Source organism: Coprococcus sp. AF102-57 (genome assembly GCF_027686195.1).
Lineage (GTDB): Bacteria > Bacillota > Clostridia > Lachnospirales > Lachnospiraceae > Allocoprococcus > Allocoprococcus comes.
In genome coordinates this window covers 68,665-91,747 of record NZ_JAQCSY010000001.1, presented here as the reverse complement: position 1 = coordinate 91,747, position 23,083 = coordinate 68,665, and the positions used below count along the sequence as shown (strand labels likewise).

Below are 23,083 nucleotides of genomic sequence, written 5' to 3'. Positions count from 1 at the left end.
AAAACAGTGTATATAATGTAGATTGACAGTTTTTTAGTGAGGGAGAATTTATTATGAAGACTACTCTGATTATTATGGCAGCAGGAATCGGTTCAAGATTTGGAACAGGAATCAAGCAGCTCGCCAAGATGTCTCCGAATGGGGAGATCATTATGGATTACTCTATTTATGATGCAAAAGAAGCTGGTTTTGACAAGGTTGTATTTATTATCAGAAAAGATATTGAAGAAGAATTCCGTTCTGTAATCGGAAATCGTATCGGAGATCAGATCGAGGTGGAATATGTATATCAGGATCTTGCAGATATTCCAGCTGGTTTTGAAGTTCCGGAGGGACGTACCAAACCTTGGGGAACCGGTCAGGCAGTCCTGTGTTGTAAAGATGTAGTAAAAGAACCGTTTGTGATCATCAATGCAGATGATTATTATGGAAAGGAAGCGTTTAAGCTTCTCCATGATTACTTGATTGCGCACGCAGAGACAGCAGATAAGATGCAGATGGGCATGGCTGGATTTATTCTGAAGAATACGGTCAGTGAGAATGGAACAGTTACCCGTGGCGTATGCGTGGTAGATGAAAATGGAATGCTTGAACAGATTCATGAGACAACAGGAATCAGTATCCAGGCTGACGGGGTTCACTGCGACAGCGAAGAGGTTCAGAAGTGGATCACACCAGATTCTAATGTATCTATGAATATGTGGGCTGGTTATCCGGATTTCATTCAGGTTCTGGATGAGAGATTTGCAGAATTTTTAAAAGATGAAGTAGGAGATCCTTTGAAAAAAGAATATCTTCTTCCAAATATTGTAGGAGATCTTTTAAAAGAAGGAAATGTGGATGTAAAGGTTCTGGAAACACACGATAAATGGATCGGTATTACTTATAAAGAAGATACAGAACTTGCACAGGCCGGATTCAAGAAGATGACAGAAGATGGCGTTTATCCGGAAAAATTGTGGAATTAAACGGATCCTGGAAGTAAAAAACAGAAGAGGAAAGAAAAATATGAATGAATTAAAACAGTTAGAGGCACAGAGAGATGACGAGATCGAGATTGATCTTGGCGAGATCTTTCATTTATTGCTGAATAAATTATGGGTGATTATTCTGTGCTTTATCGTAGGTGGAGTGATTGCGTTTAGTGGGACAAAACTCTTCCTTACTCCGAAATATTCAGCTTCATCGATGATTTATATTTTAACGAAGACAACCAGTGTGACATCTCTTGCAGATATCCAGATGGGATCGCAGCTTACAGCTGATTTTGAAATTCTTGCGACGAGCCGCCCAGTTATAGAAGAGGTGATTGAAAAGTTAAAATTGAAATATTCGTATGATGAGCTTGTGGCAATGATTCAGACAGATAATCAGACTGATACACGAATTTTGCGCTTTACGGTAATTGATGAGAATGCAAAAGAGGCAAAGGCAATTGCAAATGAACTTGCAGAAGTGACAGCAGAACGAGTAGCGTATGTTATGTCTAGTGATAAACCTAAGATTGTGGAGGAAGCGGTGGTACCTAAAAAAGCTTCATCACCGAATACGATGAAAAATACAATAATTGGAGCGTTGGCGGTTGCATTTTTGGCTATAGGAATTATTGTGATTAAATATTTGGTTAACGATACAGTCCAGAATGAAGATGATATTAAAAAATATCTTGGACTTCATATGCTTGCAGCGATTCCGACAGAAAAGAGGGAATCGATTTGAAAGACAGGACAAGAAAGATTATTGTTGCGGTGTTGCTTGTGATAGCAGTCTGCTGTGCAGGTTATCTGATTTGGTATTACGCCACGGCGGCAAAGACGAAGCAGTCGTATGATGATGCAAAAAAGCTGGCAACGGAAAATGTGAAACCGTCAAAAACAGATAGTGATGACGGAGAGCAGACAAAGCCGGAGATACCGGTTGATTTTACTGCTCTTCAGGAAAAAAATCCGGACATTTACGCATGGATTAAGATTGATGGAACAACCGTTGATTATCCGGTTTGCCAGAATAATGAGGATGATAATTATTATCTATCTCATACCTGGGAACGGGTAGAAGCGGCGGATGGTGCTATTTTTACACAGGCATGCAACAGTAAGAATTTTACAGATTTCAATACGGTTATTTACGGACATCAGATGGGTGAGGGTGTAGATACCATGTTTCATACACTGGATCGTTATCTGGAAGAAGGATATATTGAAAAATATCCAAATGTGATCATTTATACACCAGATCATGTTCTGACTTACCGGATTTTTGCGGCAGTTATTTATGACGACCGTCATCTGATCAACTCTTTCAATTATGTAATGGATGACCAGAGACAGGCTTTCCTGGATTCACTTCAGGATTCCAGAGACCTGAGAAGCCGTTACAGTGATATCGAAAGCGTAGGAACAGAAGACCGGATCCTGTCGCTCAGTACCTGTGTGACGGGAGAATCAAACCATAGACTTCTTGTGGAGGCGGTTCTGACAAATGAAGAATAGAAATCTGGTAATCGTGATACTTGCAGTTATCTGCGCAGGGCTGTTGGCAGGTGTCGTTTATACGGTTACAAAAGGGAAAAGCGGTACGCAGAAAAAACAGGAGGCATCGGCAGAAGCGGGTGCAGACGAAACGGAATCACAGTCCGGAATCATCGAAGAAGACGGAAAGAAATACAAACTCAACCCGGATATCAAGACCGTTCTGTTCATGGGTGTTGACAAGGAAGAAAAAGCAGATCTTGGTAATAACCCGGGAGAAAACGGACAGAGCGACAGCCTGAATCTTCTGGTCCTTAATAAAGAAGAGAAGACGGCACAGATCATTCAGATTTCCAGAGATTCTATGGTGGGAATCGATATTTATGATGTGACAGGTAACAGGCTGATGACGGAAAATGGGCAGATCGCACTTCAGTACGCATATGGGGACGGGGTAGAAGAGAGCTGCCGTCTGACATCCGAGAAGGTATCAGAACTGATGTATGGCGTGAATGTGGATTCTTATTTTTCACTGACGCTGGAGGGGCTGGTTGCAGCAACCGATGCGGTTGGAGGAATTACTCTTACCGTGCCAGAAGATTATACAGCTGTTGATCCTGCATTTGAAAAAGGTGCAGAAGTTACTCTTAATGGGGAACTTGCTGAAAAATATGTCCGTAAAAGAGATATTGAAGTCCTTGACAGTAACAATCAGCGCATGGAACGTCAGTCACAGTTTATGGATGCTCTGATCGAGAAGATGCAGAATATTCAAAGCAAAACAGAGTATCTTTCTCTGTACCAGAAATTGGAGGATTACATGACAACAAATATGACTGCGGATGAGATGGAAGAGCTGGCAGATTATAAGATTGCAGAGGACACCGTGAAAGTTCCGGGTGAGATTATTGAGAAAGACGGACATGCGCAGTATCTGGTAGACAATAAAGAATTAAAAAAAATAATATTAAAAATGTTTTACAAAATAATGTAATTGTAGTATAGTATAGCTTGATATAGCGAATATCAAATAAACTATGTGAGGAGGTCAAAGAAAATGAAGTCAAGAATCTTAAAGACAGTTGGTCTTATTGCAGCTATGGTATCTTGCATTGGAATGACGGCATTTGCAGCACCAAGCCCGGCAGCTTCTACAGTTGTTACAGCTGTAAGCAGCGCAACAGATACAGATGGTAATGCAGTGAATGTTTCTATCACATCTGAGATCCCGGCAGAATACACACAGGCAGTTGCAGACATTAAGACTGAAGCAAAATTGAAAGAAGTAATTGGAAGCGATTTTAATGCGAATATGACAGTTGCTGATGTTAAGGAAGTTACAGTGCCGGAAGGAGCTAAATTCCCACTTAAGATCACATTCGTAATGAAAGGCGTAACAGCTTCTTCTAAAGTTCAGATCCTGCATTACAATAGATCAGCATCAGCTTGGGAGAAGATTGATACAACTGTTGCAGATGGAACAGTAACAGGTACATTTAGTTCACTGTCACCGGTTGCATTTGTTGTTGACAAGACAACTCTTACATCCGCTACAGGAACAGCTACTTCACCGGCTACAAGCGCAACAGCTGTATCAGCAGTTGCAGTACTTGGACTGGCAGCAATAGCAGTAGCATTTGGTCTTAAAAAGAAAGCTGTTAGATAATTTACAAACATATGTTGAAAGCGCTTCTTTGTGGCGGTAGTCACCGTGAGGGGCGTTTTCTTTTTGACAGGAGAGATACGTTTTGCTGTTGGTAGATATTCATTGCCATATTCTTCCGGGAGTGGATGATGGAGCACCGGATATGGAGACTTCCAGAGCAATGATACGGGATGCCTATGAGCAGGGAGTACGTTATATCATTGCGACTCCGCATTACAGACCGGAGATGTTTGAGCCTTCCATGAAAAAGGTGATCCGAGTATACCATGAACTTCGCGATTATGCTGAAGAAGTTGGAATTGGACTGAGGCTTGGCTGCGAGTATTACCGGAATGAGCAGATGATCCGGCATCTTGATAAGAAGCTTCGGCCGACGATGCTTGGAAGCAGATATGTTTTGACAGAGTTTTCAACCAATGACAGTTTTGTCACGGTCCGTAATTACATTTATGAGCTGATCACCAAGGGATATCGACCGATCGTTGCACATGTTGAAAGGTATTTTTGCTGTCAGGAACCGGAGAGAATCCAGGAACTGAAAAAACTTGGAGCACAGATCCAGATAAATGCAGATTCCGTATTGGGATATGAAGGACATACGATTAAAAAGTTCTGTGCCGGCCTGATGAAAGATGATCTTGTGGATTTTATAGGATCAGATGCACACAATCTGGAGGGGCGGAAGATGAACCTCGGGAAGTGTGCCACTTACGTCAGAAAAAAGATGGGACAGGATTATGCGGAAGAGATTTTTGTAGATAATCCAAGACGGATATGGAAGAGCAGATAAAGAGATTCAGATAGCCCCGCGTGGGGAAGAAAGCAGGTGTTTTGTTGAAAAAGGTTAATTTATCGATTGAAAAGAAAAGCTACGGGGTGCGTGAAGCAATCCGGACATTGCGTACCAATCTGCAGTTTTGCGGAGATGATAAAAGAGTCATTCTTGTAACAAGCTGTGTGCCGAGAGAGGGGAAAAGCTCTGTTTCTGTTGCGCTGGCAGAATCAATTGCAGACATGGGAAAATCTGTTATTCTTGTTGATGCGGATATCAGGAATTCTGTTATGGCATCGAAACTTCAGATTACCGGTGCAGATAAAGGGCTGTCACACTTCCTCTCCGGACAGTGTGTGCTTGCAGATGTGATTATGGCGACAAATATTCCGAAATTTCATATTCTTCTTTCCGGACCGGAGGCTCCGAATCCGACAGAGCTTCTGGAATCCAAACGTTTTACCGGTATGCTGGAGTCCATGAAGAATGTCTATGATTCTATTATCATTGACTGTCCGCCGCTTGGTCTTGTTATTGATGCGGCAATCATCGGACATCAGAGTGATGGCGCGATCATTGTTGTCGAAGCAGGTAAGACCAAATACCGTCTGGTGCAGAATGTAAAAGACCAGCTGGAAAATTCGGGAGTGTCCGTTCTTGGCGTTGTCCTTAACAAGGTAGAGCGTAAGAACCAGAAGGGATATTATAACAAATATTATGGCTCACAGAAGTATGAGGGCTATTATGGACACAATGAAGAAACAAAAAATGCATAAAAGTGAAAATAACACTTGCAATTGTTAAAAGTTTCTGTTAAAATAATTATTGTTGTGAGTCTGCAAGATTTGTAAGCGGACATTTCAGATCGTTAGGAGGTGCAATCATGGCTAAATGTGCTATTTGTGAAAAGGGTGCTCATTTCGGAAATAACGTAAGTCACTCTCATAGAAGATCATCTAAGATGTGGAAATCTAACGTAAAATCCGTTAGAGTTAAAACGGAAAACGGCGGAACACAGAAAATGTACGTATGTACAAGCTGCCTGAAATCCGGACGCGTTGAAAGAGCTTAATCTGAGCGGAATGATGAGAACCGAAGCTTTTAAGCTTCGGTTTTTTGCGTATACGATGAGCCAAATACGGAGCTGTCCAGATTTGTGCTCGCACAAAAATCTGATTGGATCTGTATTTAGCGAATGTACGACAGTGAACTGTTAAGTGAGCTGCCGTATAATCAGGCAGGTGTCAGCATGCCTGATTATCGGGCTACATTGGTTGTAAAAGCATTGGAAATAGAGTATAATATTTTCAACGTTTAAAAATAGATTTATTGATATGAATTTTGAGAATTGGAGGATGGCATATGAAGGGAAGTATGAGTACTGATTTAGGAATCATCACGATCGATCCGGAAGTGATCGCAAAATATGCAGGATCTGTAGCAGTTGAATGTTTTGGAATTGTCGGTATGGCAGCTGTCAGCATGAAAGATGGTCTGGTAAAACTTTTAAAAAAAGAAAGCCTTACAAAGGGAATCCAGGTCGGAATCTCTGATGAGAATAAGATTACACTTAATTTTCATGTGATCGTAGCTTACGGAGTAAGTATTTCAGCAGTAACAGACAATCTGATCAGCAACGTGAAGTATAAAGTTGAAGAATTTACAGGTATGAGCGTCGATAAGATCAATATCTATATCGAAGGCGTCCGCGTGATCGACTAATTAAGGAGGAACTTGTTGTGGCAACAAAGAGTATCGATGTAGAACTGCTTGCGAAGATGTTTCTTGCAGGCGCACAGAATATAGAAGCAAAAAAGGAATATATCAATGAACTGAACGTGTTCCCTGTGCCGGATGGTGATACAGGAACCAATATGTCTATGACAATTATGGCGGCAGCGAAAGAAGTAACTGCACTGGAAGGCATGGATATGGCTTCTCTTGCGAAGGCAATTTCATCCGGTTCTCTCCGTGGTGCAAGAGGTAACTCCGGTGTTATTCTTTCTCAGCTGCTTCGTGGATTCACAAAATCCATCAAGACGGAAAGTGAAATTGATGTACCTGCACTTGCAAGAGCAGCTGTACGTGCAAAAGAGACAGCATATAAGGCTGTTATGAAGCCGAAGGAAGGTACGATTCTTACCGTTGCAAAAGGAGTGGCTGAAAAGGCTCAGACACTTGCAGAGGAGACAGAGGATCTGGAAGAATTTCTCCCGAAGCTGATTGAAGAGGCAGAGACTGTTCTGGCAAAGACTCCGGATATGCTTCCTGTATTAAAGGAGGCAGGTGTTGTAGATTCCGGCGGACAGGGACTTCTGGAGGTGCTGCGCGGGGCATATGATGCATTCCTCGGCAAAGAGATTGACTATAGTGCACTTGCACCGGCTTCTCCGGCTGTTAATGCAACAAAGGTTGAAAATGAGAGTACAGTGGATATCAAATTTGGTTACTGTACCGAATTTATTATTCTCCTGGACAAAGAATTTACAGAAAAGGATGAAGTAGAATTTAAGGCTTATCTGGAATCGATTGGTGATTCTATCGTATGTGTAGCTGATGAAGACGTTGTTAAGATCCATGTTCATACGAATGATCCGGGACTTGCAATCCAGAAAGCACTTACTTATGGACAGTTATCCCGTATGAAGATTGACAATATGCGTGAAGAGCATCAGGAAAAGTTGATCAAAGATGCGGAAAAGCTTGCAGCAGCCCAGAAAGAAAAAGAAAAAGCCAAAGAGCCGCGTAAAAAAGTCGGATTTATTGCTGTTTCGATCGGAGAAGGATTAAATGAAATCTTCAAAGAACTTGGCGTGGATTATATTATCGAGGGTGGTCAGACCATGAACCCGAGTACGGAGGATATGCTGACAGCGATCGATCATGTAAATGCAGACTATATTTACATTCTTCCGAATAATAAGAATATCGTAATGGCTGCAAATCAGGCGCGTGATCTGACAGAAGACAAGGATATTATCGTAATTCCGACAAAGACCGTTCCGCAGGGAATCACAGCAGTTCTGAATTACAATGCAGAAGAAGATGTGGATACAAATGAAGAGACGATGCTGGAAGCAATCAAATGTGTAAAGACAGGTCAGGTGACTTATGCTGTCCGTGATACCCACATCGATGATAAAGAAATCCATGAAGGTGATATCATGGGAATTGGTGATGCAGGTATCCTTGCAGTTGGTAAGTCTGTCGATGGTACTACAAAGGACATGCTGGCACAGCTGGTAAATGATGATTCTGAACTGATCAGTCTCTATTATGGAGAAGAAGTTTCCGAAGAAGAAGCAGAAAAGCTGACAGCAGAGATTGAAGAATTATATCCGGATATGGACGTAGATGCACACATGGGCGGACAGCCGATTTATTACTATGTGTTGGCGGTAGAATAGACTTATGAATGAGCAGTCAGAAATCCGTAATCTGAAAGGAATCGGGGCAAAAACCGAGGAACTGTTTCACAAGATGGGAATTTTTACCATCGGCGATCTGCTCCGTTATTATCCCAGAGGATATGATGTATATGAAGAGCCGGTAAGCGTAGGAGAGCTGGAAGAAGGAAAGATCAGCACGGTAAAAGGTGTGATATACGGAAGAGTACAGGTTGGAGGAGGAAAGCGTATGCAGATTACGACAGCATACGTAAAAGATCTGACTGGTACTTTGAAGGTGATCTGGTTTCGTATGCCATTTCTGCGTAATACATTGAAGCAGGGAATGCCAGTTATCATAAGAGGACGGGTAGTTTCAAAAAAGGATCAGCTGATTATGGAGCATCCAGAGTTATTTTCACCACCGGATAGTTACGATAAAAAGTGTGGAACTCTTCAGCCAATTTATCCGTTAACTGCCGGTATGACGAACAATGCGGTAGCAAAAGCGGTTAAAGGTGCGATGGAATATCTGGATCTCGTCTCTGATGATCTACCGAAAGATCTGCGCCTTCGATATCATCTGGCTGAGTATAACTATGCGATCCGCGGGATACATTTTCCACTGGATAAGGCAGAATTTTACCATGCAAGAGAGAGACTTGTATTTGAAGAATTTTTAGTTTTCGTGCTTGCTCTTCGCAGGACGAGGGAGCGAAATGAGCGTGCCGAAAACGGATTTGTGATAAAAAGGCGGTCGGAAATCGACCGCTTTCTTGCAAATCTGCCATATGAACTGACCGGAGCACAGAAGAGAGTCTGGGAACAGATCCAGGAGGAGATGTGCGGAAAGCTAGTGATGTCACGCCTGATCCAGGGGGATGTTGGCTCTGGTAAGACAATAGTAGCGCTTCTGGCTCTTCTTCTGGCGGCACTGAACGGTTATCAGGGCGCAATGATGGCTCCGACAGAAGTTCTGGCCAAGCAGCATTACGAATCAATCATAGAGATGCTGGAAAAGTATCAGATTCCGGTGAAAACCGAGCTCTTGACCGGGTCGATGACAGCAAAGGAAAAAAGGGAAGCTTATCAGAGGATTGCTGCGGGAGAAGTGCAGATTGTTCTGGGAACCCATGCACTGATCCAGGAGAAGGTGGAATACCAGAATCTGGCACTTGTTGTTACCGATGAACAGCACCGATTTGGTGTCCGTCAGAGAGAGGCACTTGCCGGGAAAGGACAAATTCCTCATATTCTTGTAATGAGTGCGACACCGATTCCTCGAACACTGGCAATCATTTTATATGGAGATCTGGATATTTCGGTGATTGATGAACTTCCGGCAAACCGTCTGCCAATCAAGAACTGTGTGGTGGATACCAGTTACCGACCGACTGCTTACCGCTTTATGCAGAAGCAGGTCGCCGAAGGAAGACAGTGCTATGTGATTTGTCCGATGGTAGAAGAGAGCGAGGCAATGGATGCAGAGAATGTTCTTGACTATGCGCAGCTTCTGCAAAGTGAAATGGGTGACAAGATTCGGATCGCTGCGCTTCATGGGCGGATGAAACAGGCAGAAAAAGACGAGATCATGGGAGCATTTGCAAAGAATGAGATCCAGGTCCTGGTGTCGACAACAGTTATCGAGGTTGGTATCAATGTGCCGAATGCTACGGTGATCATGGTGGAGAATGCTGAGCGTTTTGGGCTGGCGCAGCTTCATCAGCTTCGCGGGCGCGTAGGACGTGGCAGACACCAGTCCTATTGTATTTTTATGAGTGGTTCGAAGACGAAAGAGACAAAAAAACGACTTGAGATCTTGAACAAATCCAATGATGGATTTTTTATTGCGAATGAAGATCTGAAGCTTCGGGGACCAGGAGATCTTTTTGGAATCCGGCAAAGCGGATTAATGGATTTCCGGATCGGAGATGTGTTCCAGGATTCGGAGCTTCTGAAAAAAGCAGGAGAAGCATCGGGGGAAATCCTGAGGGAAGATCCACTGTTAGAAGGCGAAAAATATAAACTGCTTGGTGAAAAGCTTGCGGCATACGTTTCGGGAAACAATCTGGAAACGACGTTGTAGATAAAAAGATAGTGGGCGAATTGTTCTGCCCACTATCTTTTTATTCATAAAACCAGTAAATAATAAATTTGTTAAGGGATGCTTCTTCACTGTATGAATAAGAAACCTGCCAAAGTCCATATAGCTCACCCAGGTATCCTGCCCCTTCTTCCATGAGGGTTTCATGCATTTCATCCACGACCTCCTGATAGACTGCATCATCTGACATTTTAAATATCGTATAAGCCTCCTGGCTCTCAATCGATCTGTCGGTCACTTCTCGCAGCATACCAGGCTCATAGGTATCATAATACATGCCGTTCATTTGATAATAGTTCAGATTTTCAGACTGACATGACGGATATACATAGTCCGTGCTGATCATATGTGTTTTTTCTAGCTCTTTTTCGCTGCAGCAGAGATAATCGTAAGCAATCAGGTTCGGTATCTGATAGCCATTATCTTCGCCGAGAAAAATCGGATCTCCCCAGGTTGCATCTACATAATAATACTGACCATTGCACTGAACAATATTCCATGCATGGTCTGCGACGCCTCCATTTGGATCTGTAGTCTGTCCGGTTACATAGATACAGTAAATACCCAGTTGTTGCAGCAGATACTGGCAGCTTTTTGCATAGCCGGCACAAACCGATCTTTTTCCGACAAGAGCACTGTAAATATTCTGGTTATCCGGTGCATCAAGATCATAATCTACGTTATTTATGAGATAGGTGTAAATGTATTTTATCTTTTCGTATTCATCTGAAAGGTCTGAAATGCCAGAAAGACAGGTGGCTCTTGCCGATTCAATCTCCTGATTCCGTTGTTCTTTTTCTTCTCCCTCATAAAGATAATTGGGTTCTATTACTACATATCGGCTCTGTCCTTCAGACTGAGAATATTCTGTGGAAGTTGCATTTCCATCACACCAGAAAATTTCCGGTCTGTCATTTAACACATTCTGAAATACTTCATTTGCAGTATCCGCGCTGCTGCAATGCAGATAAATTTCTTTTTTATTTTCCTGGATACCCTGAAGAATTTCCCGGTAAACCGTTTGCTCTTTATCAGAAAGCTGTTCATAGTAGAATTTCCCGGTAACCTCTGCATCCGTAAGTTTTTCCTGTTCGTAAGGAACTTCTTCCTGCGCAGAATTCTCTGCTTTCGGATTGGCTGACATTTGTCTGCCGATCAGGATTCCTCCGGATATAAGACAAAGACAGCCAAGTCCCAAAAGAATGAACGAAAAAAATTTCCCTGTTTGATGCATCTTTTTTCGCATAATCTATTTAATTCCTCCAAATACTCATCTGTATGTTTCATCATAACATACCCTTCATTTTTGCACAACACGGACATTTTTTACATATAATGTTTCTGACAGTATAAAAAGCCTTGAGGATATCAGCTATGAGATTTTTGAAAGCCATGCAGACTTCTGACCGGGGGAATTTGCAGATACAGATTACTTCGTCTGTTGATTCTTTTCCTGTTCCAGATGCGTCAATCCGTATTTCCTATACAGGTATTCCTGAAAACACACTGGAAGAACTGACAACCGATAGTTCCGGACAAAGTGAAACCATTGAGCTTGACGCACCGCCTGTGGAGTATAGCCTGGATGTAACAAATGAAGAACAGCCATATGCGGAATATACTCTGGAAGTAAACGCTCCGGGATTCGAGCCGGTCAACATCGCAGGAACGGAAATACTGGCCGGTGTGACGGCAATTCAGAAGATTCGTCTGCGTCCACTTGTCGCGGAAGACCAGACCCCGGAAATCTTTGTGATTCCTGCACATACTCTGTACGGTGTGTATCCGCCGAAAATCCCGGAAAACGAGATCAAACCGGTAAACGAAACCGGTGAAATTGTGCTAAGCAGAGTTGTCGTGCCGGAATACATCGTTGTTCACAATGGCTCACCACGCGATTCTACTGCACAGAATTATTATGTAAAATATAAAGATTATATCAAAAATGTTGCTTCCAGTGAAATCTATGCAACCTGGCCGGAAAATACGATCCGGGCAAATGTACTGGCAATCATGTCTTTTACGCTGAACCGGGTTTACACCGAATGGTATCGCAATCAGGGCTATGATTTCACAATTACATCTTCTACGGCTTTTGATCACAAATGGATTCCGGAACGGAATGTTTTTGACTCCATTTCTACAGTGGTGGACGAACTGTTTGCAGATTATCTTTCCAGACCGAATGTAAGGCAGCCGATTCTGACACAATACTGTGACGGAAGACAGGTTCAGTGTCCGAACTGGATGACCCAATGGGGTTCTAAAGCACTTGGTGATCAGGGGTATTCTCCGTCGGAAATCCTCCGCTATTATTACGGAGATGATATTTACATCAATACCGCTGAAGAAATTTCAGGCATTCCGTCTTCATGGCCAGGGTATACCCTTTCACAGGGCTCTTCTGGTACAAAAGTCCGGCAAATGCAGGAACAGCTAAATGTCATTGCCGGTGCATACCCGGCAATTCCGAAAATCACAGTTGACGGTATTTATGGTCCGGCAACAGCATCGTCCGTCAGAAAATTCCAGTCGGTGTTCGGGCTTCCGGTAACCGGAACTGTTGATTACCGTACATGGTATAAAATTTCCGAAATTTATGTAGGTGTATCCAGAATTGCAGAATTGTCCTGACTTGGATTTTATATTATGATCTAAGGTTTCTCCCAAAGTCTGCTTTTATGCAAAGAATACCAAATGTGTCATGCTTCAGTTTAAAATGTTTCATACTCATCTGGTGCAGATTACTGCAAAATAAAAAATGCTAAAATTAACAAAACCTCCCAGTGTAATCTGAATTTATTCTCCATATACTAGGAGCGTAACACAAAACAAAATGTTACAAAAAAGGAGGAAATGAATATGGCAAGTCGTTCATCAAACAGAGCAGCCGTGCCAGAAGCAAAAGGTGCACTGGACAAATTTAAATACGAGGTTGCAAGTGAACTGGGAGTACCGTTATCAGACGGGTACAACGGAGACTTAACTTCAAGACAGAACGGATCTGTCGGAGGTTATATGGTCAAGAAAATGATCGAAGAACAGGAAAAACAGATGTCCGGTCGATAGGGACAGTCAGTGAAGGTATCACAGGCATTTCTGCCGGATACAAAAAGGGAATGTCTGATAAACAGGCACTCCCTTTTTCTCTGACCACTAAGCTGGAAATCGGACTTGAACCGACGACCCCTTCATTACGAGTGAAGTGCTCTACCGACTGAGCTATTCCAGCATTCGTACTGCTTTCGCAGTCACGAATTATATTATATCAAATTTTTGAATAAAAGCAACTCTTTTTTAAAAAAATTACACTTTAAAATAAACATAAAAAATAGGTATTGAAATCTGTAACCAGATATGGTAAACTTTTTACAATTTGAGAAAGTGTGGGCGCTCTGGAATTGAAAAGACTCCAAGAGTGCCCCTTTTTTGAGAATAAAAGAGTATTACGAAGGGATAAGGTGAACATATGAAAGCGTTTCTAATTTTAGAAGACGGAACTGTGTTTGAAGGCACAAGCATCGGCTCAACAAAAGATATGATTAGTGAGATTGTATTCAATACTTCAATGACTGGATACTTAGAGGTGCTGACAGACCCTTCTTACGCCGGACAGGCCGTTGTCATGACATATCCGCTGATCGGAAACTATGGTATTACACCGGATATGGAGTCCAAGAAGGCGTGGCCGGATGGTTATATTGTAAGAGAATTGTCCAGAATGCCAAGCAACTTCCGTTGTGAAGGTACAATTCAGGATTTCCTGAAAGAACAGGATATTCCGGGAATTGCAGGAATTGATACCAGAGCACTTACCAAAATCCTCCGCGAAAAGGGTACAATGAATGGTATGATCACAACGAATGAAAATTACAATTTGGACGAGGTACTTCCGAAACTTCATGCATACAAAGTAGGAGATGTAGTTTCCAAAGTAACTTGCAGTGAAAAATATGTCTTAGAAGGCAATGGACCAAAAGTTGCATTGATGGACTTTGGTGCTAAGAACAACATTGCAAGGTCTTTAAATGATCGTGGATGTGAAGTTACCGTTTACCCGGCAAATACACCTGCAGAAGAGATCATTTCCGCAAATCCGGACGGTATCATGCTGTCGAACGGACCTGGCGATCCGGCGGATTGCACTTCCATTATTAAAGAAATCAGAAAATTATACGATTCAGAGATCCCAATCTTTGCAATCTGTCTGGGACATCAGCTGATGGCACTCGCCAACGGTGGTAAGACCTATAAGTTGAAATACGGACACAGGGGCGGAAACCATCCGGTAAAAGATCTGCAGACAGGAAGAGTTTATATTTCTTCCCAGAACCATGGTTATGCTGTAGATGCTGATAGCATTCCGGAAAGCGTTGCAGTACCTGCATTTGTGAACGTAAATGACAATACAAACGAAGGAATGTCATACGTTGGAAAGAATATTTTCACAGTACAGTTCCATCCGGAAGCTTGCCCGGGACCACAGGATTCTGGTTACTTGTTTGACAGATTTATGGATATGATGGGAGGAACAAAATAATGCCAAGAAATAAAGACATAAAGAAAGTATTAGTTATTGGTTCCGGTCCAATCGTAATCGGACAGGCAGCAGAATTTGACTATGCCGGAACACAGGCATGCCGTTCACTGAAGGAAGAAGGACTTGAAGTTGTACTTCTGAATTCGAACCCGGCAACGATCATGACGGACAAAGATATTGCAGACCGCGTTTATATCGAACCACTTACGGTAGAAGTTGTAGAACAGCTGATCCTTAAAGAAAAACCGGACAGCGTACTTCCTACCCTTGGAGGCCAGGCCGGACTGAACCTTGCAATGGAACTGGAAGAAGCAGGATTCCTTAAGGAACATAATGTGAGACTGATCGGTACAACGGCGGAAACCATCAAGAAAGCAGAAGACCGTCTGGAATTTAAAGATACCATGGAAAAGATCGGTGAGCCGGTTGCAGCTTCGCTGGTCGTTGAAAATATAGAAGATGGTGTCGCGTTTGCAGATAAGATCGGATATCCTGTTGTTCTTCGTCCGGCATATACCCTCGGCGGAAGCGGTGGTGGTATCGCACATGATCAGGAACAATTGGAAGAAATCCTTGAGAACGGACTCCGTCTGTCACGTGTAGGACAGGTTCTTGTAGAGCGCTGCATTGCAGGATGGAAAGAAATCGAGTACGAAGTAATGCGAGACAGTGCCGGAAACTGTATTACTGTATGTAATATGGAAAATATTGATCCGGTCGGAGTTCATACCGGTGACAGTATCGTTGTTGCACCTTCCCAGACTCTTGGAGATAAAGAATATCAGATGCTGCGTACTTCGGCACTGAATATCATTACAGAACTGAATATTACTGGTGGATGTAACGTACAATACGCATTACATCCAGACTCCTTTGAATATTGTGTAATTGAGGTAAACCCGCGTGTAAGCCGTTCTTCTGCACTGGCTTCCAAAGCGACAGGATACCCGATCGCAAAGGTTGCTGCAAAGATTGCCCTTGGATATACACTGGACGAGATCAAGAATGCAGTTACAAAGAAAACTTATGCAAGCTTCGAGCCAATGCTTGACTACTGTGTTGTTAAGATGCCGAGACTTCCGTTCGATAAATTTATCAGTGCAAAGAGAATGTTGACGACACAGATGAAAGCTACCGGAGAAGTTATGAGTATTTGCGATAACTTTGAAGGAGCTCTTATGAAAGCAATCCGTTCTCTGGAGCAGCATGTAGACTGCCTGCTTTCTTATGATTTCTCAGCACTTTCCAAAGAAGAAATTCTGGAAAAACTGGAAATCGTAGATGACCGCAGAATCTGGATGATCGCAGAAGCACTCCGCAAAGGAATTTCTTATGACGAGATCCATGCGATCACAAAGATCGACAAATGGTTCATCGACAAGATCGCAATCCTTGTTGAGATGGAACAGGCTCTGAAGACACAGGAACTCACACCGGAACTTCTGAAAGAAGCAAAACGTATTGAATTCCCGGATAATGTTATTGCACGACTGACCGGAAAAGATGAGAGAGAAATCCACGATATGCGTCATGCAAACGGAATCGTTGCAGCATACAAGATGGTTGATACCTGTGCGGCTGAGTTCGCGGCAGAGACCCCATATTATTATTCTGTATTCGGAAGCCAGAACGAAGTAGAAGAGACTTCCGGCAAAAAGAAAGTTCTAGTACTTGGATCAGGACCGATCCGTATCGGACAGGGTATCGAGTTCGACTTCTGTTCTGTACATTGTACATGGGCATTTGCAAAAGAAGGATACGAGACTATTATCGTAAATAACAACCCGGAAACTGTAAGTACCGATTTCGATATCGCAGATAAGCTGTATTTCGAACCACTTACTCCGGAAGATGTAGAGAGCATTGTAGACCTGGAAAAACCGGACGGAGCAGTTGTTCAGTTTGGTGGACAGACTGCGATCAAATTAACAGAATCCCTGATGAAGATGGGAGTGCCGATTCTTGGAACTTCCGCAGAAGATGTAGATGCTGCAGAGGACAGAGAGCTCTTTGACGAGATCCTTGCACAGTGCAATATTCCACGTCCGAAGGGAGATACAGTATTTACCGCTGAAGAAGCAAAAGAGGTTGCCAACCGTCTCGGATATCCGGTACTGGTTCGTCCTTCTTATGTACTTGGCGGACAGGGAATGCAGATTGCAATCAACGATCATGATATTGATGAATTTATCGGAATCATCAACCGTATTGCACAGGATCACCCGATTCTGGTTGATAAATATCTGGTCGGTAAAGAAATTGAGGTCGATGCAGTATGTGACGGAACAGACATTCTGATCCCTGGTATTATGGAACATATTGAGCGTGCCGGAATCCATTCTGGTGACAGTATTTCTGTATATCCTGCGCAGAGCATTTCTGAAGTGACAAAGCGTAAAATTGAAGAATATACAAAGCGTCTTGCAAAAGCCCTTCACGTAATTGGTATGATCAACATCCAGTTCATCGTATGTGGCGAAGATGTTTATGTCATCGAAGTAAACCCACGTTCAAGTCGTACCGTTCCTTATATCAGTAAGGTAACAGGTATCCCGATCGTTCCGCTTGCTACAAGAGCGATCATCGGACATAAGATCAGAGAAATGGGTTACACACCGGGACTTCAGAAAGAAGCTGATTATATTGCAATCAAGATGCCGGTATTCTCATTTGAGAAGATCCGTGGTGCTGATATCAGCCTTGGACCGGAAATGAAATCTACAGGTGAGTGTCTGGGAATTGCAACTACATTTAACGAGGCACTTTACAAAGCGTTCCTTGGAGCTGGAATCAACCTTCCAAAATATAAGAACATGATCATGACTGTTCGTGATGAGGATAAGGGAGAAGCTGTCGAGATCGGACGCAGATTTGAGGCACTTGGCTACCGCATCTTTGCAACACGCGGTACAGCTGATGCATTAAAAGAAGGTGGCGTAAAAGCAATTCCGGTCAATAAGATTGAGCAGGAATCACCGAACCTGATGGATCTGATCCTTGGACACGAGATCGACCTTGTAATTGATACTCCTCCACAGGGAGCAGATCATGCACGAGATGGATTTGTAATCCGTCGTAATGCAATCGAGACAGGTGTCAATGTACTGACAGCTATGGATACTGCAAGAGCACTTGTGACAAGTCTGGAAAATACAGATATCCGTCAGCTTACACTGATTGATATTGCGAAAGTTGAATAAGATGTTATGAATGCGGACAGGCAGGGATTGGATTCTCTGCCTGTTTGTGTTATGGAAAATGCAGGGACGAGACGGACGCTACAGTGGCAAAAGAATGTGAATCTGTGTAGAGAATTTCGGATATTGGCTGGAATTGCGGGGAAGGAGTTTGGTAGTGTGAAAACTATTGTATGTGTGGATAACCGGATGGGGATATGCTTTAATGGCAGGAGAGTGAGCCGGGACCGGATGGTGTCAGAGGATATTCTTGAGATGACGAGAGGGAATGTGCTCTGGATGGCGCCGGAGGCAGATAAGCTTTTTAAAGAAGTCTTTAAAGCAAAAGAAGAGGTATGCCAGGAAACTGGGACTGGGAAGAAAATACAGGACGTAGGGCACCTGGAGGATGAAAAAATGTGGAAGGTTGACCGGAATTTTCTGGAAAAGGCAGAAGAAGAGGATTTCTGTTTTGTTGAGGGGGAGAATCTGGCTGGATATGAGGGGAAGATTACAGAGATTGTTCTGTATAAATGGAACCGGGATTATCCGGCAGATGTATTTTTTGAGGTAGATTTAAGCAAGTGGAGACTGGAAGAGAGAAAAGATTTTTCCGGTTACTCCCATGAGAAGATTACAAAAGAAATTTACAACAGGCAGGGATTGCTATGAAGAAGAAAATTGGGAAAATGAGAGGTGTGCTGCTTCTGACGTTTGTATTGTTTCTGACAGCGTGTGGCACAGGTGGAGCAGATGCGCAAAGTGCATCATATGGAAACAGTCAGGCAGCAGTAGTTGAAAGGCAGTCAGGTAGCGGAGAAAATGAATCGACAGCAGGTGGCAGCCAGGATCCGGTGAACGCTACATTGGATAATATTCCGGCATACAGCGGAACACCATATGTAGTGATTGACGATAATGAACCGGATTTTACCGAAGATGAGCTGACAGATCAGTCTTATGAAAGCTACAGTGATCTGGATGAGCTGGGACGATGCGGCGTTGCCGCGTCCAACATTGGGACAGATCTGATGCCGACCGGGAAAAGGGGAAAGATTGGCCAGGTGAAACCGTCCGGGTGGCAGACAATAAAATTTGACAATGTGGATGGAAAATATCTTTACAACCGTTGTCATCTGATAGGCTATCAGCTGACGGCAGAAAATGCAAACGAAAAGAATCTGATTACAGGAACTCGCTATATGAATGTGGATGGGATGTTGCCATTTGAAAATATGGTTGCCGACTACATCAAAGAGACAGATAATCATGTAATGTATCGTGTCACACCGGTATTTGAAGGGGAGAATCTGGTTGCATCCGGAGTTTTAATGGAAGCAGAATCCGTGGAGGATCATGGAGAAGGTGTGAAATTTAATGTGTATGTCTATAATGTACAGCCGGGAATTACGATTGATTATGCAACGGGAAAGGCAGTACTTTCCGATACGGATGCGTCAGCGGGTACGGGAAAAACCAGTGGAAATACAGAGAAAAAGACGTATGTGTTGAATGAAAATACAAAGAAGTTCCATACGCCGGAGTGTTCAGGGATAAAAGATATCAAAGAAGGAAATAAAAAAACATTTACAGGTTCAAGAGAAGAACTGATTAAAGAGGGGTATAGCCCGTGTGGGAGATGTAAACCGTAAGAGGAAAATAAAAGAAAAACTGCATATTCTACGAAAAATATAAAACAAACGGGAGATTTTTAAACAAAATCTCCCGTTTTCTGCTATAATAGAAAACATACTTAATGAATATACATTAGAGGAAATGTGTAAAAGAAAAAGGAGGAACTTTCTCATGAATACTTATCATATGGGAACAAAATGCGTACAGGGAGGATATACACCTGGAAATGGAGAGCCGAGACAGGTTCCGATCATTCAGTCTACGACATTCAAATACAATACAAGTGAAGATATGGGAAAATTATTTGATCTGGAGGCATCCGGATATTTCTACACCCGTCTGCAGAATCCGACTAACGACCACGTAGCGGCAAAGATCGCGGCGATGGAAGGCGGAACAGCTGCAATGTTGACTTCTTCCGGACAGGCAGCGAATTTCTTTGCTATGTTCAATATCTGTGAAGCAGGAGATCATATTGTGGCTTCATCTTCGATTTATGGTGGAACCTTCAATCTGATCAGTGTGACAATGAAGAAAATGGGAATTGACGCAACATTTGTTTCTCCGGATGCAACAGAAGAAGAATTAAATGCGGCATTCCAGCCAAATACAAAGCTGATGTTTGGTGAGACGATTGCCAATCCGGCACTTACTGTTCTGGATATTGAGCTTTTTGCAAAGGTTGCACATGCGCATGGTGTACCGCTGATCGTGGATAATACCTTCCCGACACCGGTCAACTGTCATCCGATCGAATGGGGAGCAGATATTGTGACACATTCGACTACAAAATATATGGATGGACATGGAGCAGCAGTCGGTGGAGCAATCGTAGACAGTGGTAAATTTGACTGGATGGCTCATGCAGATAAATATCCCGGACTTTGCACACCGGATGAAAGCTATCATGGAATTACCTATGCTGAGAAATTCGGAAAAGAAGGCGCATTTATCACAAAATGTACTTCTCAGTTGATGCGTGATCTCGGATCGATCCAGGCACCACAGAATGCATTTATCCTGAATCTCGGACTGGAATCTCTTCATGTGCGTATGCCAAGACACGTGGAGAACGGACAGGCTGTCGCAGAATTTCTGGAGCAGCACCCAAAGGTTGCTTATGTCAATTATCCAGGACTTCCATCTAACAAATACTATGAAAGAGCAAAGAAATACATGCCAGACGGGGGCTGTGGAGTGGTATCTTTCGGATTGAAAGGTGGAAGAGAAGCTGCTTCCGTATTCATGCAGAATCTGAAGCTTGGAGCGATTGAAACCCATGTGGCAGATGCGAGAACCTGTTGCCTGAACCCGGCAACATCCACACATCGCCAGATGAATGATGAGCAGTTAAAAGAAGCAGGAGTTCCGGCAGAACTGATTCGTATCAGTCTGGGACTTGAAGATAAAGAGGATCTGATTGCAGATATTTCTGCGGCACTTGACGCAATTCAATAATCGTGTCACAATGACAGATAAAGAAATCTGATCAGACAGGAGGAAAAGAGTCATGACAAAGAAATCAGAAAGACAACCAATCAAAGCAGAAAATGTAGCGGGTGGCGCAGGCTATATCCTGAAGGAAGAACTGATCAAAGGTGAACAGCTCGGCGCGTACTGCAAGATGTTCAATGAAGTAACGTTAAAACCTGGATGTGAGATCGGATATCATGAGCATCATGGAGAGACTGAGACTTACTATCTGACAAAAGGGGCAGGCATTTACAATGATAATGGCAAAGAATATCCGGTAGAAGTTGGTGATGTGACTTTCTGCGCAGACGGAAATGGACATGGCATCAAGAATGCGGGGGAAGAAGATCTTGTGTTTGTGGCGCTTATTTTGAAAGAATAGTGTGAAGAGGGACGGATCCCGGCGCAAATGATATTGATCGTCACCTATGAAACTGTCACTGGCAGTTTCATACGGATGCATGGTAACTCCGAAACTTGTACAAAAAAGGGGATGATGTTCGTGTGAACACGGACACCACCCCTATTTTTGTGTGCTCTTAGTCGCAACGATTCAATATCATTTGCGCCGGGATCCTGTGCTGCTCAAAATTTTTAGAAATAAGAGTTGGTGATTTAGTGAATGGTCTTCTTGTGGGGATAGGAAACATTATGCAAAGAAATCCTGTATTCCTTGAAGCAGTCTCTTATTATCTTCCGGAGCCATAATGCAGAACCGGAAGTATTCCCCGCCCAGTTCTTTGAAGCTGGAGCAGTCTCTCACCATCAGACCCTGCTTGATCAGAAATTCAAACACATCCGCAGAAGTAACTCCCTCTTTTTCAATCTTTACCAGTACAAAATTCGCATAAGCAGGATACACAGTCAGCACATTGATTTTGGAGATTTCAGTGCACATTTTGTCTCGCTCGGAGAGGATCAGATCCCGTGTTTTCCGGATATACTCCTGATCCTGGAGCATCTTCTCACCAGCGTAAGCGCCGAGGGTGTTCAGACTCCATGGGTTCTGCATCAGCAGAAGATCCTGAAGAAACTGGCTGTTACTGGTTGCACCGTAGCCGAGGCGGAGACCAGGTGCGGCATAAAATTTGGATACGCCACGGAGAATCATCAGATTATCAAAACTGCTGATCAGAGACATGGAAGAAATTTCATTAATATCCGGTGCGAATTCAACGTAAGTCTCATCGATCATCAAGAAAGAGCCAGCCTCCCGGCAGCAGTCCAGAATGGTCTGGATCTCAGGCATTTTGAGAGCGGACGAAGTCGGATTGTTCGGGTTACATAATATCACCAGATCATAGCCTTTCCTGATTTCTTCGCAGAAGGCATGGATATCAAGATGGAACTGATCTGACTCTTTTAACAGGTAAGTATGGATGGAACTTCCCACCAGATCCAGTTCACGTCCATACTCGGAATAAGTTGGTCCAAGAACCAGTGTTTTTTGTGGTTTCCGTGTCTGGATCAGGAGAGAGATCAGCTCGGTAGAACCATTTCCGACGATTACATGTTCCGGTAAAATCTGGCAGTAATCGGCAATCACTTTTTTCAAAGTAGTGTAATTTCGGTCCGGATAACTACTGAGAAGATCCAGATGTGCAGCAAGATCTTTTTTCAGGTTTTTGGATAATCCAAGTGGGTTGACATTGGCTCCAAAGCAGACGATCTCGTCCACCGGTACATGATAAAATGCGGCGACAGCAGCGGTGTCACTTCCATGAAACTGCGGTTTTGCTTCCATAAATAGTATTCTCCTTTGTGTATAACAAAAATCTGTGAATTAAAAAAAACGGGTATTCCGCATTGCCTGATATGCAGAATAATGTTATAATTTATTATAATGTCTTTTTGAAAAAA

The 23,083-nt window shown here is 43.0% G+C and carries 22 protein-coding genes and 1 tRNA gene; 20 read left to right on the top strand and 3 right to left on the bottom strand.

Annotated features, from left to right (window positions below; genetic code table 11):
* The first annotated feature begins 53 nt into the window (after nucleotides 1-53).
* The 12 genes from PGZ10_RS00470 to recG all read left to right on the top strand — a co-directional run bounded on the left by PGZ10_RS00470 (nucleotide 54) and on the right by recG (nucleotide 10,381).
* Nucleotides 54-968: a sugar phosphate nucleotidyltransferase gene (locus PGZ10_RS00470; RefSeq protein ID WP_270540437.1), complete on the top strand. Its 915-nt coding sequence runs from the start codon at nucleotides 54-56 to the stop codon at nucleotides 966-968.
* 40 nt (nucleotides 969-1,008) lie between these two features.
* Nucleotides 1,009-1,719, top strand: a complete 711-nt coding sequence (locus tag PGZ10_RS00465) for a YveK family protein (RefSeq protein ID WP_118198326.1) — start codon at nucleotides 1,009-1,011, stop codon at nucleotides 1,717-1,719.
* Nucleotides 1,716-2,492 carry a class B sortase gene (locus tag PGZ10_RS00460; protein ID WP_055247232.1) on the top strand — a complete coding sequence of 259 codons (777 nt, stop codon included), beginning with the start codon at nucleotides 1,716-1,718 and terminating at the stop codon, nucleotides 2,490-2,492. The genes PGZ10_RS00465 and PGZ10_RS00460 overlap by 4 nt, the downstream gene beginning before the upstream one ends.
* Nucleotides 2,482-3,465 (top strand): LCP family protein, encoded by a 984-nt coding sequence (locus PGZ10_RS00455; protein ID WP_270246615.1) that lies wholly within the window; start codon nucleotides 2,482-2,484, stop codon nucleotides 3,463-3,465. Before PGZ10_RS00460 ends, PGZ10_RS00455 begins: the two co-directional genes overlap by 11 nt.
* Nucleotides 3,466-3,528: 63 nt before the next feature.
* Nucleotides 3,529-4,137, top strand: a complete 609-nt coding sequence (locus tag PGZ10_RS00450) for a hypothetical protein (protein WP_181974545.1) — start codon at nucleotides 3,529-3,531, stop codon at nucleotides 4,135-4,137.
* A gap of 82 nt (nucleotides 4,138-4,219) precedes the next feature.
* Nucleotides 4,220-4,927, top strand: coding sequence for a CpsB/CapC family capsule biosynthesis tyrosine phosphatase (locus PGZ10_RS00445; protein ID WP_243002833.1), 708 nt, complete (start codon nucleotides 4,220-4,222; stop codon nucleotides 4,925-4,927).
* Between the two features lie 44 nt (nucleotides 4,928-4,971).
* Nucleotides 4,972-5,685 carry a CpsD/CapB family tyrosine-protein kinase gene (locus PGZ10_RS00440; RefSeq protein ID WP_270540436.1) on the top strand — a complete coding sequence of 238 codons (714 nt, stop codon included), beginning with the start codon at nucleotides 4,972-4,974 and terminating at the stop codon, nucleotides 5,683-5,685.
* Between the two features lie 107 nt (nucleotides 5,686-5,792).
* Nucleotides 5,793-5,981, top strand: coding sequence for a 50S ribosomal protein L28 (rpmB, locus tag PGZ10_RS00435; protein ID WP_022219990.1), 189 nt, complete (start codon nucleotides 5,793-5,795; stop codon nucleotides 5,979-5,981).
* Nucleotides 5,982-6,104: 123 nt separating this feature from the next.
* Nucleotides 6,105-6,227, top strand: coding sequence for a hypothetical protein (locus PGZ10_RS00430; protein ID WP_270540435.1), 123 nt, complete (start codon nucleotides 6,105-6,107; stop codon nucleotides 6,225-6,227).
* Nucleotides 6,228-6,271: 44 nt separating this feature from the next.
* Nucleotides 6,272-6,631, top strand: a complete 360-nt coding sequence (locus PGZ10_RS00425; protein ID WP_173687587.1) for an Asp23/Gls24 family envelope stress response protein — start codon at nucleotides 6,272-6,274, stop codon at nucleotides 6,629-6,631.
* A gap of 17 nt (nucleotides 6,632-6,648) precedes the next feature.
* Entirely contained in the window at nucleotides 6,649-8,316 is a 1,668-nt protein-coding gene (locus tag PGZ10_RS00420; protein WP_270540434.1) for a DAK2 domain-containing protein, read from the top strand.
* 4 nt (nucleotides 8,317-8,320) lie between these two features.
* Nucleotides 8,321-10,381: an ATP-dependent DNA helicase RecG gene (recG, locus tag PGZ10_RS00415; RefSeq protein ID WP_173689768.1), complete on the top strand. Its 2,061-nt coding sequence runs from the start codon at nucleotides 8,321-8,323 to the stop codon at nucleotides 10,379-10,381.
* A 40-nt stretch (nucleotides 10,382-10,421) separates the two neighbouring features.
* Here recG and PGZ10_RS00410 read toward each other — a convergent pair whose 3' ends face one another.
* On the bottom strand, nucleotides 10,422-11,645 hold the full coding sequence (locus PGZ10_RS00410) for a transglutaminase domain-containing protein (protein ID WP_270540433.1): 1,224 nt from the start codon (nucleotides 11,643-11,645) through the stop codon (nucleotides 10,422-10,424).
* Nucleotides 11,646-11,773: 128 nt separating this feature from the next.
* On the opposite strand from PGZ10_RS00410, the gene PGZ10_RS00405 reads away from it, so the two are divergent.
* Nucleotides 11,774-13,033, top strand: a complete 1,260-nt coding sequence (locus tag PGZ10_RS00405) for a peptidoglycan-binding protein (protein ID WP_270540432.1) — start codon at nucleotides 11,774-11,776, stop codon at nucleotides 13,031-13,033.
* A gap of 228 nt (nucleotides 13,034-13,261) precedes the next feature.
* Nucleotides 13,262-13,468, top strand: coding sequence for an alpha/beta-type small acid-soluble spore protein (locus tag PGZ10_RS00400; protein WP_022220917.1), 207 nt, complete (start codon nucleotides 13,262-13,264; stop codon nucleotides 13,466-13,468).
* A gap of 90 nt (nucleotides 13,469-13,558) precedes the next feature.
* Here PGZ10_RS00400 and PGZ10_RS00395 read toward each other — a convergent pair.
* Nucleotides 13,559-13,631: transfer RNA gene (locus PGZ10_RS00395), tRNA-Thr, on the bottom strand.
* A gap of 237 nt (nucleotides 13,632-13,868) precedes the next feature.
* Between PGZ10_RS00395 and PGZ10_RS00390 the strand changes: the two genes are divergently transcribed.
* From PGZ10_RS00390 to PGZ10_RS00365, 6 genes are all read left to right on the top strand, one after another.
* Complete coding sequence (locus PGZ10_RS00390) at nucleotides 13,869-14,939, top strand: carbamoyl phosphate synthase small subunit (protein ID WP_117558244.1); 1,071 nt, start codon at nucleotides 13,869-13,871, stop codon at nucleotides 14,937-14,939.
* The gene (carB, locus tag PGZ10_RS00385; protein ID WP_270540431.1) at nucleotides 14,939-18,139 is read left to right on the top strand and encodes a carbamoyl-phosphate synthase large subunit; all 3,201 of its coding nucleotides are present in this window, start codon (nucleotides 14,939-14,941) and stop codon (nucleotides 18,137-18,139) included. The genes PGZ10_RS00390 and carB overlap by 1 nt, the downstream gene beginning before the upstream one ends.
* 156 nt (nucleotides 18,140-18,295) lie before the next feature.
* A complete protein-coding gene (locus PGZ10_RS00380) occupies nucleotides 18,296-18,787 on the top strand; it encodes a ribonuclease Z (protein ID WP_270540430.1) in 492 nt (163 codons plus the stop codon).
* Entirely contained in the window at nucleotides 18,784-19,767 is a 984-nt protein-coding gene (locus PGZ10_RS00375) for a DNA/RNA non-specific endonuclease (RefSeq protein WP_270540429.1), read from the top strand. The genes PGZ10_RS00380 and PGZ10_RS00375 overlap by 4 nt, the downstream gene beginning before the upstream one ends.
* A gap of 154 nt (nucleotides 19,768-19,921) precedes the next feature.
* Nucleotides 19,922-21,208 carry an O-acetylhomoserine aminocarboxypropyltransferase/cysteine synthase family protein gene (locus PGZ10_RS00370; protein ID WP_117558238.1) on the top strand — a complete coding sequence of 429 codons (1,287 nt, stop codon included), beginning with the start codon at nucleotides 19,922-19,924 and terminating at the stop codon, nucleotides 21,206-21,208.
* 52 nt (nucleotides 21,209-21,260) lie between these two features.
* Nucleotides 21,261-21,605, top strand: a complete 345-nt coding sequence (locus tag PGZ10_RS00365; RefSeq protein ID WP_008375282.1) for a cupin domain-containing protein — start codon at nucleotides 21,261-21,263, stop codon at nucleotides 21,603-21,605.
* A 267-nt stretch (nucleotides 21,606-21,872) separates the two neighbouring features.
* On the opposite strand, the gene PGZ10_RS00360 is transcribed toward PGZ10_RS00365, so the two are convergent.
* Complete coding sequence (locus tag PGZ10_RS00360) at nucleotides 21,873-22,967, bottom strand: pyridoxal phosphate-dependent aminotransferase (protein WP_270540428.1); 1,095 nt, start codon at nucleotides 22,965-22,967, stop codon at nucleotides 21,873-21,875.
* Nucleotides 22,968-23,083: the final 116 nt, after the last annotated feature.

What these genes read in the sequence shown, in the direction of transcription:
- PGZ10_RS00470 (WP_270540437.1), top strand. Translation starts at nt 54, where the DNA reads ATGAAGACTACTCTGATTATTATGGCAGCAGGAATCGGTTCAAGATTT.
- PGZ10_RS00465 (WP_118198326.1), top strand. Translation starts at nt 1,009, where the DNA reads ATGAATGAATTAAAACAGTTAGAGGCACAGAGAGATGACGAGATCGAG.
- PGZ10_RS00455 (WP_270246615.1), top strand. Translation starts at nt 2,482, where the DNA reads ATGAAGAATAGAAATCTGGTAATCGTGATACTTGCAGTTATCTGCGCA.
- PGZ10_RS00450 (WP_181974545.1), top strand. Translation starts at nt 3,529, where the DNA reads ATGAAGTCAAGAATCTTAAAGACAGTTGGTCTTATTGCAGCTATGGTA.
- rpmB (WP_022219990.1), top strand. Translation starts at nt 5,793, where the DNA reads ATGGCTAAATGTGCTATTTGTGAAAAGGGTGCTCATTTCGGAAATAAC.
- PGZ10_RS00430 (WP_270540435.1), top strand. Translation starts at nt 6,105, where the DNA reads ATGTACGACAGTGAACTGTTAAGTGAGCTGCCGTATAATCAGGCAGGT.
- PGZ10_RS00425 (WP_173687587.1), top strand. Translation starts at nt 6,272, where the DNA reads ATGAAGGGAAGTATGAGTACTGATTTAGGAATCATCACGATCGATCCG.
- recG (WP_173689768.1), top strand. Translation starts at nt 8,321, where the DNA reads ATGAATGAGCAGTCAGAAATCCGTAATCTGAAAGGAATCGGGGCAAAA.
- PGZ10_RS00410 (WP_270540433.1), bottom strand. Translation starts at nt 11,645, where the DNA reads ATGCGAAAAAAGATGCATCAAACAGGGAAATTTTTTTCGTTCATTCTT.
- PGZ10_RS00405 (WP_270540432.1), top strand. Translation starts at nt 11,774, where the DNA reads ATGAGATTTTTGAAAGCCATGCAGACTTCTGACCGGGGGAATTTGCAG.
- PGZ10_RS00400 (WP_022220917.1), top strand. Translation starts at nt 13,262, where the DNA reads ATGGCAAGTCGTTCATCAAACAGAGCAGCCGTGCCAGAAGCAAAAGGT.
- PGZ10_RS00390 (WP_117558244.1), top strand. Translation starts at nt 13,869, where the DNA reads ATGAAAGCGTTTCTAATTTTAGAAGACGGAACTGTGTTTGAAGGCACA.
- carB (WP_270540431.1), top strand. Translation starts at nt 14,939, where the DNA reads ATGCCAAGAAATAAAGACATAAAGAAAGTATTAGTTATTGGTTCCGGT.
- PGZ10_RS00375 (WP_270540429.1), top strand. Translation starts at nt 18,784, where the DNA reads ATGAAGAAGAAAATTGGGAAAATGAGAGGTGTGCTGCTTCTGACGTTT.
- PGZ10_RS00370 (WP_117558238.1), top strand. Translation starts at nt 19,922, where the DNA reads ATGAATACTTATCATATGGGAACAAAATGCGTACAGGGAGGATATACA.
- PGZ10_RS00365 (WP_008375282.1), top strand. Translation starts at nt 21,261, where the DNA reads ATGACAAAGAAATCAGAAAGACAACCAATCAAAGCAGAAAATGTAGCG.
- PGZ10_RS00360 (WP_270540428.1), bottom strand. Translation starts at nt 22,967, where the DNA reads ATGGAAGCAAAACCGCAGTTTCATGGAAGTGACACCGCTGCTGTCGCC.